Annotated in this window: 14 protein-coding genes; 3 read left to right on the forward strand and 11 right to left on the reverse strand. The window is 55.6% G+C overall.

The genetic code is table 11. From position 1 onward, the window contains the following. Positions 1-53 precede the first annotated feature (53 nt). The 7 genes from era to folK form a co-directional block, all read right to left on the reverse strand. Entirely contained in the window at positions 54-956 is a 903-nt protein-coding gene (gene era, locus FKW19_RS03200) for a GTPase Era (RefSeq protein ID WP_003622545.1), read from the reverse strand. A gap of 6 nt (positions 957-962) precedes the next feature. After that, complete coding sequence (rnc, locus tag FKW19_RS03205; protein ID WP_035354288.1) at positions 963-1679, reverse strand: ribonuclease III; 717 nt, start codon at positions 1677-1679, stop codon at positions 963-965. A 14-nt stretch (positions 1680-1693) separates the two neighbouring features. Beyond that, positions 1694-2500, reverse strand: a complete 807-nt coding sequence (lepB, locus tag FKW19_RS03210; RefSeq protein ID WP_006116359.1) for a signal peptidase I — start codon at positions 2498-2500, stop codon at positions 1694-1696. An 87-nt stretch (positions 2501-2587) separates the two neighbouring features. After that, positions 2588-2995, reverse strand: a complete 408-nt coding sequence (gene acpS, locus FKW19_RS03215) for a holo-ACP synthase (RefSeq protein ID WP_006116360.1) — start codon at positions 2993-2995, stop codon at positions 2588-2590. Next, positions 2992-5361, reverse strand: coding sequence for a bifunctional (p)ppGpp synthetase/guanosine-3',5'-bis(diphosphate) 3'-pyrophosphohydrolase (locus FKW19_RS03220; RefSeq protein WP_089178698.1), 2370 nt, complete (start codon positions 5359-5361; stop codon positions 2992-2994). The genes acpS and FKW19_RS03220 overlap by 4 nt, the downstream gene beginning before the upstream one ends. 5 nt (positions 5362-5366) lie before the next feature. After that, on the reverse strand, positions 5367-5738 hold the full coding sequence (gene rpoZ / locus FKW19_RS03225) for a DNA-directed RNA polymerase subunit omega (protein WP_003622533.1): 372 nt from the start codon (positions 5736-5738) through the stop codon (positions 5367-5369). Positions 5739-5828: 90 nt separating this feature from the next. Further along, positions 5829-6341, reverse strand: a complete 513-nt coding sequence (gene folK, locus FKW19_RS03230) for a 2-amino-4-hydroxy-6-hydroxymethyldihydropteridine diphosphokinase (RefSeq protein WP_089178697.1) — start codon at positions 6339-6341, stop codon at positions 5829-5831. A gap of 157 nt (positions 6342-6498) precedes the next feature. On the opposite strand from folK, the gene FKW19_RS03235 reads away from it, so the two are divergent. The 3 genes from FKW19_RS03235 (at position 6499) to FKW19_RS03245 (ending at position 8867) form a co-directional block, all read left to right on the forward strand. Continuing rightward, a complete protein-coding gene (locus tag FKW19_RS03235; RefSeq protein ID WP_006116363.1) occupies positions 6499-7122 on the forward strand; it encodes an NYN domain-containing protein in 624 nt (207 codons plus the stop codon). Between the two features lie 160 nt (positions 7123-7282). After that, positions 7283-7969 carry a carbonic anhydrase gene (locus FKW19_RS03240; protein WP_006116364.1) on the forward strand — a complete coding sequence of 229 codons (687 nt, stop codon included), beginning with the start codon at positions 7283-7285 and terminating at the stop codon, positions 7967-7969. Next, positions 7902-8867 (forward strand): endonuclease/exonuclease/phosphatase family protein, encoded by a 966-nt coding sequence (locus FKW19_RS03245; RefSeq protein WP_089178696.1) that lies wholly within the window; start codon positions 7902-7904, stop codon positions 8865-8867. Before FKW19_RS03240 ends, FKW19_RS03245 begins: the two co-directional genes overlap by 68 nt. A gap of 73 nt (positions 8868-8940) precedes the next feature. On the opposite strand, the gene FKW19_RS03250 is transcribed toward FKW19_RS03245, so the two are convergent. From FKW19_RS03250 to lepA, 4 genes are all read right to left on the reverse strand, one after another. Next, positions 8941-10263 (reverse strand): DEAD/DEAH box helicase, encoded by a 1323-nt coding sequence (locus FKW19_RS03250; RefSeq protein ID WP_035354133.1) that lies wholly within the window; start codon positions 10261-10263, stop codon positions 8941-8943. Between the two features lie 456 nt (positions 10264-10719). Continuing rightward, positions 10720-11325: a methionine biosynthesis protein MetW gene (gene metW / locus FKW19_RS03255; protein WP_035354136.1), complete on the reverse strand. Its 606-nt coding sequence runs from the start codon at positions 11323-11325 to the stop codon at positions 10720-10722. Beyond that, complete coding sequence (locus tag FKW19_RS03260; RefSeq protein WP_035354139.1) at positions 11325-12500, reverse strand: homoserine O-acetyltransferase; 1176 nt, start codon at positions 12498-12500, stop codon at positions 11325-11327. Before FKW19_RS03260 ends, metW begins: the two co-directional genes overlap by 1 nt. Positions 12501-12626: 126 nt before the next feature. Continuing rightward, on the reverse strand, positions 12627-14432 hold the full coding sequence (lepA, locus tag FKW19_RS03265; RefSeq protein WP_012812615.1) for a translation elongation factor 4: 1806 nt from the start codon (positions 14430-14432) through the stop codon (positions 12627-12629). Positions 14433-14443: the final 11 nt, after the last annotated feature.

Here is a 14443-nt window from a genome sequence, read left to right on the forward strand (position 1 = left end):
ATCGCCCCCTCTTATCCTTCATGGCGCACGGCCACAAGCGCCCATGCGGTAGTTTATGGCACGTCGTCCAGACCAATGGCGCGTAGGCGGGCGCGCTCTTCATCCCATCCGCCGCGTTCCTTTACGTTCAGAAACAGGTGGCAGGGGCGTTCGAGCAGGCTGGAAAGCTGCTTGCGCGCGCGTTCTCCAATCTGGCGGATTTTCTGCCCGCCATTGCCAATCAGAATAGCCTTATGCCCCGCGCGGGACACATAGATGGTAGCATCTATACGCACAGATCCATCTGGCCGCTCCTTATAACTTTCGGTTTCCACCGTGGCGCTGTAGGGCACTTCTTCATGCGTTTGCATAAAAATCTGCTCACGCACCAGTTCGGCAGCCAAAAGCCTGTCTGGCAGATCTGTTAGATCATCTTCTGGGTACAGGTACGGGCCTTCGGGCAGGCTTGCAGCCAGCTTGTCCAGCAGGTCTTCCACACCATTGCCGGTGCGTGCGCTCACCATAAACACGTGCTCAACCGGCAGTTTTTCCGTAATGGACGCCGTAAGCGGCAACAGGGCCGTGGCGGGCACAAGATCGGTCTTGTTCAGCACCAGCCAAACCTTGCGCTTGGTTTCTGCCAGACGCTCAATAATGGTCTGCACGGCTTCTGTCAGGCCGCTGCGGGCATCTACCAGCAGCAGTGTGATGTCTGCATCTTCTGCACCTGTCCACGCTGCGGCCACCATAGCGCGGTCCAGCTTACGGCGCGGGCGGAAAATTCCCGGTGTGTCTACCAGCAGAATCTGGCTGTGCCCGCGCATAAGAATGCCCAGAACCCGAAAACGCGTGGTTTGCGCTTTGGGTGACACAATGGATAACTTGGCACCCGCCATGCGGTTAAGAAGTGTTGATTTGCCTGCGTTTGGCGCCCCCACAAGGGCAGCAAAACCGCAGCGCGTGGTATCATCAGCCATGCTGGGCTACCCCTCCAGTTTTTCTAGTAAATCAGCGGCGGCGGCACTTTCCGCAGCACGTTTGCTGCCTGCCCGACCTTCACCAAACAGGCCGCCCGCCGTAACGCGCACCACAAACAGCGGTGCGTGAGAAGGGCCATCCGCCCCTATTGTTTCATACACAGGCAGGCTTTGCCCTCGGCCAAGCACCCATTCCTGCAACGCGGTTTTGGGGTCTTTGGGCGGGTGGGCCTGTGCATCCAGCGCAGATCGCCACCAATCCCGCACCATCTGGCGTGCAGGCTCCAGCCCGCCATCCAGAAAAACCGCGCCCAGCACAGCTTCCAGCGCATCGGCCACCACATTGGCGGCAGTTTGCACACCTGCGCGGGCTTCATGCGCGGCCACGGTAAGAGACTGCGGCAGATCCAGCCTATCCGCAATTTCCGCCAAGGAAACGCGGGAGACCAGATGCGCCAGCCGAGACCCCAAAGCACCTTCCTGCTCATTTGGAAAGCGCTCTAGCAGCCATTCCGCCATCAGCAGGCCCAGAACGCGGTCCCCTATAAATTCCAGCCGCTCATTAGAGCCAGCACCCTTGGCCTTCTGGCGCTTACGCCCGCCTGCCTTCTGGTGCGCGGCAGAACGATGCGTCAGTGCCTCCTGCAACAGATCAGGATTAACAAAGCGATAACCCAGACGCACTTCCAGCTCTTCTAACCGAAAGCGTGCGGCATCGGAAATATTGCTTGGTTTTCTCACGATACGCCCCGCAGAATGCGCGCCCAGCGGATTTCAACTGGCCAGTACCAGACCTGCCAGAACGGGTGAGAAGACTGAACCGAGAAGAAAATACGCTGCGCCCGGCCGACCAGATTTTCCATGGGCACAAAGCCCAGATCCTTGGGGCCATCACCCATAAAGCGGCTATCTGCGCTATCATCCCTGTTATCACCCATAGCAAAAAAGTAACCGGGCGGCACAACATATTCGGGGGTGTTGTTCTGCGGGCCTTCATCCGTCAGCTTAAGGATATCGTGCTTGACCACCGTGCCATTGGCGCTGCCTGGCAGTTGCTCTGTGCAGGCTTCGCCTTCCATATCCACCTGCGTTTCATCCCGCGTGGTATAGGTATGGGGGTTCAGGCACGGCACTTCCTGCCCGTTTAGAATAAGATGGCCATTTGTAACGCGGATATGATCCCCCGGCAGGCCGACAATGCGCTTGATGTAATCAACCGATGTATCCTTGGTGTAGCGGAACACAGCCACGTCACCCCGGTGCGGTTCTGCCCCCCACACCCGCCCTTCAAACAGGTTTGGAGAGAACGGGAAGGAATATTTGGAATACCCATAGCTAAACTTGGACACCCAGATGTAATCCCCCACCTGTAAGGTTGGGATCATGGAGCCTGATGGGATCACAAAAGATTCAAACAGGAAGGTGCGCACCACAGTTACCACCAGCACCACCGTTATAATGGTGCGCAGGGAGTCCAGCACGGTATTTCCGCCCTTTGCGGGCTGACCTGCCCCGGTGGTGGGAGGATGTTCCGGTGTGCTCATGCGTTATCTCGCCCGTTCCTGCTGTTCAGTAAAAAAGAAAAATCCGGCGAATCAAGCCGCGCAGGGCGCTGGATGTCAAGCAGGCGTTCATGCCTTGCGGGCTGATATCAGCACCTGCGCCAACGCGTATGGGGGCTCATCCGTCATGCTCAGCACAATATGGGGCACTGTGCCGGGGGGCATAAGCTGCGCCAGTTTTTGCGCAGCTACCCCGGTGAGCACCAATGTTGGCTGGCCAGATGGCAGGTTTTGCACGCCTATCTGGCTATGCGCCACCCCTTGCGCAAAGCCGGTGCCCAATGCCTTTGCGCAGGCCTCTTTCGCGGCCCAGCGTTTGGCATAAGACCCTATACGGGCCTGGCCGGATATGCTTTCCGCCTTTGCGCGCTCCTGCTGCGTGAACACACGCTGCGCAAACCGATCTCCAAACCGTTCTAGAGCCTGAGCAATCCGGCGCATATCGCACAGATCCACCCCGGCGGAAATCAGTGTCATGATTTTACCCTATCTGCCTGCGTAATGCCCGGGGCAGCACGCAGGCTGGCAATAACCGAGGAGAGATGGCGCAGATCCCGCACTTCCACGTCCACAAGAATTTCCGTGAAATCAAGCTGACGATGCACAATTTTAAGGTTCACCATCGCGGCATCGGATTTGGAAATGGAGTTGGTGATATTGGCCAGCACAGCGGCCTCGTTTTCCGCCACAATGCTGATACGGCCAACCCGCATCTGCCCCGCCCCGCCAGAACGGGCCATGGCATCGTAATCCCAATCCACATCCAAAAAGCGTTCTGGGGTTGCAGAAAAACTTTCCAGCGTCTGGCAGGTGCGGGTGTGAATGGTCACACCGCGGCCCGTGGCCACCACGCCCACAATTCTATCCCCCGGCAAAGGGTGGCAGCAGGCGGCGTAATGCACAGCCACACCAGCACCCAGCCCCACCAGTGGCACCGCAGCGTTGGAGGAGCGGCGGCCAGAACCACCTGCCCCGCGCGCCCGTGGCCCAGCCGTACCCAACACACCGGGCAGGCCAGAAAGCATACGCGGCACACGCTGCACGCGCTTGAGTTCGGGGTACGCTGTATGCACCACATCCCGCGCGGGCAGATTACCTGCGCCCACAGCCACATACAGATCTGTAAGCGAGCTTTGTTTGAGCGGCTTGAGCGTGGTTTCCAGAATCTTTTCAGACCCATCCACACCTTCCTGACGGAAGGCTTTAGCCAGCGCGGCACGCCCGCCATCCAGCGAGACCTGACGCTGCTGCTGCGCCACATAACGGCGGATGCGCGCACGCGCCTTGCCGGTAACAACAAACCTTTCCCACGAAGGAGAAGGCGCGCCGCCACGGGCCGTCATGATTTCGACCTGATCACCGTTTTCCAGCTCATGCCGCAGGGGCATCAGGCGGCCGTTGATCTTGGCGCCCACGCAGGTATCACCCACATGGCTGTGCACGGCATAGGCAAAATCTACCGGAGTGGCCCCACGTGGCAGAGAAATAAGCTGGCCTTTGGGTGTGAAGCAGAAAACCTGATCCTGATACAGCTCCAGCTTGGTGTTTTCCAAAAACTCATCCGGGGCGGATGAAGCTTCCAGAATTTCCAGCAGATCTTGCACCCAGCGCGGGCGACGCAAGCCGCCATAGCCGCCTTCCTCCGTGCCTGTGCCTTCCTTATAGGCCCAGTGCGCGGCCACACCGTTTTCTGCCACATCGTGCATATCCTGCGTGCGGATCTGCACTTCAATTTTCTGGTTGCGGGGGGAACGGAGCGTTACCCCCGTATGCAGGCTTTGGTATCCGTTGGCCTTGGGGGTAGAGATATAATCCTTAAACCGCCCGGCTATCATGGGGTAGGCCGCATGCACGGCACCCAGCGCCATGTAGCAATCCTCCCGCGTGTCTACGATCACACGGAAAGCCATGATGTCTGAAAGCTGCTCAAACGCCACATTGCGGCGCTGCATCTTTTCCCAAATGGAATACGGAGATTTCTCGCGCCCCGAAACCTGAACGTTCTTCAGCCCGGCTTCATGGCACAGGCGCAGCAGTTCGCGCCGCACTTCTTCAATAACATCCGCACCCTGCCCGCGCAGGTAGTTCAGGCGCGTACGGATGGTGGCATCAGCTTCTGGTTCAAGCTGCGCAAAGGACAGGTTTTGCAACTCTGTCTTAACGCGGTCCATACCAATGCGCTCGGCCAGCGGCGCATAGATATCCAGCGTTTCACGCGCAATACGCTGCCGCCTATCCTGCCGCTCCACAAAATGCAGGGTGCGCATGTTGTGCAGCCGGTCTGCCAGCTTGACCAGCAGAACACGGATATCCTTGGACATAGCCAGCACAAGCTTGCGGAAATTTTCTGCCTGCTTGGTGCGGTCTGATTGCAGTTCCAGCCGTGTCAGCTTGGTTACGCCATCTACCAGATCCGCCACTGTGGGGCCGAACTGCGCCTTAAGCGTATCGTAGGTAACGCCGGTATCTTCTATGGTATCATGCAGCAGAGCGGTGCAGATAGACTGCACATCCAGCCGAAAGCGGGCCAGAATCATGGCCACGGCAAGCGGGTGAATTATGTACGGGTCACCATTATCGCGCTTCTGGTTTTCGTGCGCTTTGCTGGCTACTGCAAAAGCACGGCGGATACTTTCTACATCCGCCTTGGGTGCGTAAGTCAGCACCCGGTTAACCAGACGCTCGCAGTTCAGCTCACCCCGCCCGCCATTTTCTGGCGCGGAAGCCGGTGCGGCAGTTTTTTCTGCAGAAGCGTCTGTTTTAACAGGCTGCAACACGCCCTCCCCCGAGTCCTTAACGGAAACCGGAACCGGAGGAGAATGATCGCCGCCCGTATGCGCCACCCGAATTACCGACGTGCGCGACCGGTAAGTGCAGCCTCAATAGCCCGCACATCATCAGCGGCTTCTTCTTCTGCAGAAACTTCCTGCAAGCCAAAGATGTTCTGCTCGGTCGGAACCAGATCCTGCACTTCTTCTTCCACGGGTTCGGGCTCGGGTTCACGGGCCTGAGAACGGATCAGATCATTGCGCAGAGCGGGCAGAGAGACGGTTTCGTCTGCAATTTCACGCAGAGCGACAACGGGGTTTTTATCGTTATCCCGATCAACTGTCAGCTCTTCCCCGCGAGAAATATTGCGGGCGCGCTGTGCGGCATAGACCACCAGTTCAAAACGGTTCGGGACCTTTTCCACACAGTCTTCAACGGTGACGCGGGCCATTGCGGAGAGCCTCCAGACAAGTTTCAGCTTATAGATGCTTACAGGAACAGAAAGAGTATATTACCGCATCCGCCCCGCCTACGGAAGAGTTTATTCTTTTACGGGCTGTATTTCCTGCCCCGCAACGCCTTGCAGCAGGGCATCCAGCCCCTTGCCGGTTACGGGGTCTTTCCACTCTGGCGCCACATCATGCAAGGGGTACAGCACAAAAGCGCGCTGGGTAGCTCGGGGGTGGGGCAACATAAGGCGCGGTGTGTTAATTTGCAGAGTGTCTATGGAAATAATATCCAGATCAAGCGTGCGCGCAGCATTTGGCACGGAACGTACGCGCCCCAACCGCGTTTCCACCCCCTGAAGCGCATCAAGCAGAGCCAGAGGCTCCAGCGTGGTGCGGCAACGCACAACCCCATTAACGTAAGGAGGTTGCCCAGATGGAGGCACAGGCGCACTTTCATACCAGCGGGAAACAGCTTCAACTTCTAGTTGGGGCAGATTTTTCAAGGCCTGCACGGCTTGCTCACACGTCTGGCGGGCGCTTAAGCGCAAATGCGGAAGATTCGCACCTATCGCTATCAGCACTGATCTGGTATTCATTTCCGGCATCGTTATAAACCCGTTCCGCAGCGGCTAATTCTGCCACATTTTATGGATATAGTTACCAAATGATCTTACCATTCTTTCTATCAAAACCGAAAAGACCCCAGACCATTTAATAGTAACGCCCAAAACAGCACACCAAAGTATTTAGAGGAAACCAACTATGAACCTTCAGAAAACCGAAAAGACCTGCCTTTTCATTGATGGCTCCAGCCTGTATTCTACATCCCGTAGTCTTGGTTTTGATGTGGACTATAAAAAGCTGTTGGATTTCTTTGCCGCCAAAACGCATATTATCCGCGCTTATTATTATGCCGCCATTTTGGACACAGAAGATTACTCCCCCCTTAAGCCACTTACAGACTGGCTCTCCTATAACGGGTATTTTCTTGTTACCAAGCCTGCGCGGGAATTTACCGATTCTACCGGCAAGCGCCGCGTAAAAGGCAATATGGACATAGAAATTGCCGTGGATATGCTGGAAATGGCCCCACATATCGACCACGCCATTCTGTTTAGCGGTGATTCCGATTTCCGCCGTGTGGTGGAAGCCGTGCAGCGGCAGGGCACGCGGGTTTCTGTTGTATCCTCCATGCGCTCCACCCCACCGTTGATTGGGGATGATTTGCGCCGGCAGGCAGACCAGTTTCTGGAGCTTTCCGCTCTGGCAGGCAACTTTACCCGTAGGCAGACAGAAAACCCCCGCCCCGTGCGCACCAATGCCCCGCCCGTGCGCCACCCGGCAGACCAAATGAGCGAACCGGATGAAGATGATCCGCTAAGCTAAGCGCGCAACACGCAAAATGCCACCTTCCAACAGAGGGTGGCATTTTTTTTCATCTGCGTGCAAAACTCTTAAGGTTGTCTTGCCGTTATTTAACCGTCACCATTGTTGAAGCCCTTTGTTTCAAGGGTGAACCGACATAATAATTTGCCGGAGTTTTTATATGCCCTCATGTTCTGAAGCCAGAAGCAGCCTTCTTTCCCTGCTGCGTGGGGTTGAGCACTTCAACACCGAAATTTTTCCTGCCAAAAAAGAACTGTTTACCAATCTGGCAAAAGGGCAAGCCCCGGAAGCTTTGTTTATTGCATGCGCAGATAGCCGCATTAACCCCAACCTTATCACCCAGACAGGGCCGGGTGATCTGTTTATTTTGCGCAATATTGGCAACCTTGTACCTGCATATGGTGAAATGCTGGGTGGTGTGTCCTCCGCAGTGGAATACGCTGTTCTGGGCCTTGGGGTTTCTACCATTATTGTGTGCGGCCATTCTGATTGCGGCGCCATGAAGGCCCTGCTGGAACCAGAAAAAAACGGGCTGGATAAAATGCCCACCGTGCGCAAATGGCTGCGCAATGCAGAAGCCGCCCGTGCGGCCACCCTGCACACCTTTACGGGCGAAGATGTTGGCCCCGCCACCGTGCGTTCTGTTGCAGAACAAAACGTGCTGTTGCAGTTGGCCCATTTGCGCACGCACCCTGCGGTAGCTGCTGGGCTGGCAAAGGGCACACTGTTCCTGCAAGGGTGGTTTTATGATATCGGCTCCGGTGAAATTACGGTGCTGGATGAACAAACACGCAAAAGCCTGCCGATTAAAGCCGTTATTACACAGATGGAAGAAAAAGCCGCCTAAAAGCCCTGCTCTTTTCTTTTGTGGTTTTGTAATTGCTGCGTGTTGCCTGTGTTTTACTTCGGCAACCGCAGCAGATACACTTAAACTCAGCACATGGAATCTGGACTGGCTGCTTGATCCGGCTCACCCCGGCTATGCACAGGCCCCGCCAGATATCCCCCACCGCACCCCTGCTGATATTTCCAGCCTTGCCAGCTATGCCACCCATTTGCATGCCGATGTTGTGGCCTTGCAGGAAATAGAAAGCCCCGCCAGTGCCGGGCAGCTTTTTCCATTGGCGCGTTATCATCTCTCCATCAGTCAAGACCATGTATTGCAACACACGGCGCTGGCTGTGCGTGCGGATATTCCGTTTGAGCAAAACCCGGATGTTACAGCGCTGGATACCTATGCAACAGCCCCGGCCACCCACCATCATTTACGCAGTGGGCTAGATATTACGCTGCACCAGAACGGGCAAACCCTGCGTATTCTGGTTGTGCATCTTAAAGCCGGATGCCCGGATAATCTGCCCCATGCTACACGCCCCACCTGCGCAACCCTTTGGCAGCAATTTGCCGTGCTGGATGATTGGGTAGCCACACGCACCCAACATCATGAAGCCTTTGCCATTATGGGAGATTTCAACCGCCACCTTACGGTGCATGACCCACTATTTCTCACGCTTTTACGCATTGCACCGCTAGATTTGGTAACGGCAGGCACAGCAAGCCCCTGCCAAAACGGCAGCTACTTTATAGATCATATTATTCTGGGCGGAGCCGCACGGGCATGGAAAATACCAAACTCCCTACGTGTAACTCCTTTGGCAGAAGAAGCCGGTCAAACACTCTCTGACCACTGCCCCGTTTCCATCACGCTGCAATTGCCGTCCGCCAAAGGGCAGCCGCAGCCATAGCGCCCGGAAACAAAAAAAGCTGCCGCACCCAAAGATGCGGCAGCCTTATTTTACAAGCTATCAGCCTGAAATATTACATGCGGCCAGCAGGCGCACCGGAACGGCCACCATTACGAGCACCACCACCGGAACGACGCGGGCCACCACGGCCACCACCCGGAGCCCCCCCACGAGGCGCACCGCCACCGCGCGGGCCGCCACGGCCTCGGCCACCGCCACCCAGAACAGGCGGACGCATGGTGGAAGCTTCTGCTTCATCAGAGTGCCAAGGATGATCCCGAACCACCGGCACGGTTTTGCCAATGGTGCGTTCAATATCGCGCAGCCAAGCCCGCTGTTCTGCATCACAGAAGGAAACAGCCCAGCCATCACGCCCGGCACGTGCTGTACGACCAATGCGGTGCACGTAGCTTTCCGGCACGTTTGGCAGATCGTAATTAAACACGTGGCTGACATCGTCCACATCAATACCGCGGGCGGCAATATCCGTTGCCACCAGCACTTTAACAGAACCAGAACGGAAGCCCTTCATGGCCCGCTCACGCGCACCCTGAGACTTGTTGCCGTGAATGGCTTCTGCCACCACGTTGTTCTTGTTCAAAAATTCTGCAACCTTGTTGGCTTCATGCTTCATGAGCGTGAACACCACAGCGCGAGAAACCTTGGGTGATTCCACCATGTTCAGCAGCGCATCGCGCTTATCACCCGCGCCATTTACAAACATGACGGCCTGCTGAATACGATCCACCGTGCTGGAAGGCGGCGCCACTTCAACGCGGGCCGGATCATTCAGCAAAGATGCTGCCAGATCTTCAATGCTGCGCGGCATGGTGGCGGAGAACAGAAGCGTCTGGCGCTGTTCTGGCACAAAGGTCATGATACGGCGGATATCGCGCACAAACCCCATATCCAGCATGCGGTCTGCTTCATCCAGCACCAGAATTTCCAGACCAGACAGATCAATAAAGCCTTGGCCCATCAGATCAAGCAGACGGCCCGGCGCTGCCACCAGCACATCTACGCCACGGCGCATGGCTTCAACCTGTCGGCCCTGCCCCACGCCACCAAACACCACGGCCTGCGTAAACTTCATATGGCGTGCGTAAGCTTTAAAGCTATCGCTAATCTGGGCCACAAGCTCACGCGTAGGCGCCAGCACCAAAACGCGCGGCTGTTTGGGCGTGTTTGCACGTGGGTTTTTAATCAGATGTTCCAAAATAGGCAGCGCAAAAGATGCAGTTTTGCCTGTGCCTGTCTGGGCCAGGCCCAGCAGATCACGCCCCTGCAACAGATAGGGGATGGAACGTTCCTGAATAGGAGTGGGTGTATCATAACCCTGCTCTGCCAATGCCTTCAGCAGTGGTGGAGCAAGAGCAAGATCGGAAAATTTAGTCATCAGGGCCAACCTTATTTGTGCAGCCTGAAAACGAGATCGAGAGACCGCACCCTTTTCAGTTATGCACTGTATGTTTTGTGGCGCACACGGAACATTTTTGCACCGGCTTGTAGCTGAGCGCCCACAAAATTTTGAACACATCAAGATCCATAAAGGAAATTTTTGAACTGCGTTCGTTCCTTATAAACCTTGTAAAGCTGTATATAAGGGGACTTCCCAAACCTCGCAAGGCTTCCGTACCATATTAGTCCTAAAATGATGTTCGTGTAATGTTGAGGAATTTTTAGAAATCGGGTGAAAAATCGTTATAACATTGCGGCATTTGAAAGTTTATTGCAGATATCTTAAAGGTATTTTTGAAATATTCCTATTTAGGAAATTCCGGAAGATCTTCACAAAAAAGGCATAAATCTAACATTATTTTTAGGCAACTTATTGGCAGCAAGCCTTCAAACCTTAGTCATTTCGGCGCCGGAGCAGGAAAAGAGCTTGCTCGCCAAACAGGTTTGCCATTCGGATAGAGCGCCGCCACGGGGCACGCTCCCCTTCCTCATCCACAGCCATCCATTGCTCTACAATGTAGCCATCCTGCTTACACAGTTCTAGAAAATCCCGGATGGTACAGGGGTGGATGTTTGGGGTTTCATACCACGGTGTGTGCCACACAGATGTCATGGGCATGCGGCCGCTCAGCAGCAGTTTAAGCCGCAACTGCCAATGCCCAAAATTGGGAAATGAGACAATAGCGTGCCGCCCAATACGCAACATTTGCCGCAGCACTTCCCGCGGGCGCGCAACAGCCTGCAAGGTGCGTTGCAGCACCACATAATCAAACGCGTGGTGCGGATAATGCGCCAGATCGTGGTCGGCATCCCCATGCACCACGGGCAGCCCATGTGCGACAGACTTGGTAACAAGCTCCATGTTCAGCTCAATACCGCGCGCATCACACCCACGGTAGCGGAACAGATGGTCAATAAGCGTACCATCTCCGCTGCCAATATCCAGCACACGGGTGCCGGGGGCTATCATTTCGGCAATAAGCCGCTGGTCAAGGCGCATCAGGCAAGCCCCGCATGTTCGGCCACACCACACAGAAAACCACGTACCGTGCGGTCAAAATCCGGTTCTTCCAGCAAAAAGGCATCGTGCCCTTTGTCTGTTTCTATTTCTACAAACGAGACATTGGCCGCCGCCCGGTTGAGCGCACGCACCAGCGTACGGGCAGCCGATGTGGGAAACAACCAATCGGACGAGAACGACACCACACAAAACCGCACCGGCGTACCCGCAAAAGCGTGTGTAAGTTCGCCATCATGGTCTGCGGCAATATCAAACCAATCCATCGCACGGGTAATGCTGAGGTAGGAGTTGGCATCAAACCGCCGCACAAAGGTAGAACCCTGATAACGCAGGTAGGATTCCACCTCAAAAATATCGCTGAACATGGAAACAGGGCCTTCTGGCCCCTGCCCACCAACAGGCCCGCGCCGCATACGGCGGCCAAATTTGCGCGTTAAGGCTTCTTCCGAAAGATAGGTGATATGGCCCATCATGCGGGCCACAGCCAAACCACGGGCAGGCACAACATCATCCGCCCAATAGCGGCCACCGCGCCAGTCTGGGTCTGCTATAATAGCCTGCCGCCCCACCTCGTTAAACGCAATGTTCTGGGCGGAATGGAAGGGTGCTGTAGCAATGGGCATGGCTGCCAGCATCATCTGTGGGTAGGTCACTGTCCATTCCAGCACCTGCATGCCACCCATGGAACCGCCAATAACGGCAAACAGTTTTTCTATGCCCAAAGCCCGCACAAGTTTGTGCTGCGCGCGCACCATATCGCGGATGGTAATGGGCGGAAACGCCGTACCCCAAAGCTCCGTGCCATTGCCTTGGGCATCTGTGCGGGTAGAGCGCGGGCCGGTGCTGCCCATGCAGCCCCCCAGCACGTTGGAGCAGATAACAAAAAACCTGTTGGTATCAATAGGCTTTCCCGGCCCAACCATCCGGCTCCACCAACCGGGTTTGCCCGTAAGCGGGTGTTCTTCCGCTACGTACTGATCCCCCGTAAAGGCATGGCAGATCAGGATGGCGTTATCCCGCTTTTCTGAAAGCGTGCCATAGGTGCGGTAGGCAATATCAACAGGGGCAAGGGTAACGCCGCAATCCAGCCCCAGCCCTTCGGCAAACCGGACATGCTGCTGTTCACCAATGGCCAAGGGTGTTGTGCTGTTCATAAAAACGCCGAATGCTCCAAACAATCCCCTCCGGCATACGGACGTTTACAGGACAAGGCAAGTCCGGTTTCCAACGGCCCTGCCCTGTTACGCCCGATGTGCTGGAAAGTTCCGCCCGGTTCTGTTTCAGTGTTCCATTTTAAGCGCAGCCAAGAAGGCGCTTTGCGGAATTTCCACCTTACCAAACTGCCGCATGCGCTTTTTACCTTCCTTCTGCTTTTCCAGAAGTTTGCGCTTACGGGAGATATCACCACCATAACACTTGGCCGTTACATCCTTGGAAAGTGCGCCAATGGTTTCACGCGCAATCACCTTACTGCCAATAGCGGCCTGAATGGCGATTTTAAACAACTGGCGGGGGATAAGATCCTTCAAGCGTGCGCAAATCGAACGCCCGCGAGATTCCGCCGCCGTGCGGTGCGCAATAAAGGACAGTGCATCCACTGGCTCCTGATTAACCAGAATGGAAATACGCACGAGGTCACTCTCCTCATACCCATCCATCTGGTAATCAAAGCTGGCGTAGCCACGGGTAAGAGATTTCAGGCGGTCATAGAAATCAAACACCACTTCGTTCAGTGGCAGGCGATACACCGCCATCGCACGGCTGCCCACATAGGTCAGATCTACCTGCACGCCGCGCCGTTCTGTGCACAGCGTGAGCACCGCGCCCAGATATTCATCCGGCACCATGATGGTGGCTTTAATCCACGGTTCCTCAATGGTTTCAATCAGAGAGGAATCGGGCATATCCGCCGGGTTGTGCAGTTCTTCCCGCTCACCATTGGTGCGGGTGATTTTGTATACCACGGAAGGCGCTGTTGCGATGAGATCCAGATCGAATTCGCGCGACAGACGTTCCTGAATGATTTCCAGATGCAACAGGCCAAGGAAGCCACAACGGAACCCAAAACCAAGGGCTGCGGATGTTTCGGCCTCATAGTGGAAGGAGGCATCGTTCAGGCGCAGCTTGGCAAGGCTATCGCGCAGTTTTTCAAAGTCATCGGCCACAACGGGGTAGAGGCCACACCACACCACGGGAATGGAGGGTTTGAACCCCGGCAAGGGCTTTTCTGCCGGGCGGCGATCATCTGTAATGGTATCACCCACATTACAGTCTGCCACGGTTTTAATAGCCGCGTTGATAAAGCCCATTTCACCCGGACCAAGGCTTTCAACACTGGTCATGCGCGGGGCAAACACGCCCACCTGATCCACCTGATGCACAGCGCCGGAGGACATCATGCGCACTTTCATACCGCGCTTGAGCCGCCCTTCCTTAATACGCACCAGCACGATCACACCCAGATACGGGTCGTACCAGCTATCAATCAGCATGGCCTGCAAGGGCTTTTCCGCATCACCTGTTGGAGGTGGCAGGCGGGTTACAACGGCTTCCAGCACGCCTTCAATATTCAGGCCGGTTTTGGCAGAAATTTCCACCGCATCATCAGCCGGAATACCAATAACTTCTTCAATCTGGGCCTTTACGCGCTCAGGCTCTGCTGCGGGCAGATCCACCTTGTTGAGCACGGGCACAATTTCGTGGTTGGCATCAATGGCCTGATACACGTTGGCCAGTGTTTGCGCTTCCACCCCCTGAGAGGCATCCACCACCAGCAAAGAACCTTCGCACGCCGCCAAAGACCGGCTGACTTCGTAAGCAAAGTCCACGTGTCCGGGGGTATCCATCAGGTTCAGCACATAGGTGTTGCCATCCTTGGCCGGATAGGTCAGCCGGACGGTTTGCGCCTTAATGGTAATGCCACGCTCACGCTCCAGATCCATGTTGTCCAGAACCTGATTGGTCATTTCACGCGCGGTTAGGGCACCGCACGCCTGAATCAGGCGGTCAGCCAGAGTGGATTTCCCATGATCGATATGTGCGATGATGGAAAAATTGCGGATGAGCGAAAGGGGTGTATCGGTCATGCTGCTCCTTT

Origin of the sequence: Acetobacter sp. DmW_125128 (assembly GCF_008704325.1) — a bacterium.
GTDB lineage: Bacteria > Pseudomonadota > Alphaproteobacteria > Acetobacterales > Acetobacteraceae > Acetobacter > Acetobacter oryzifermentans.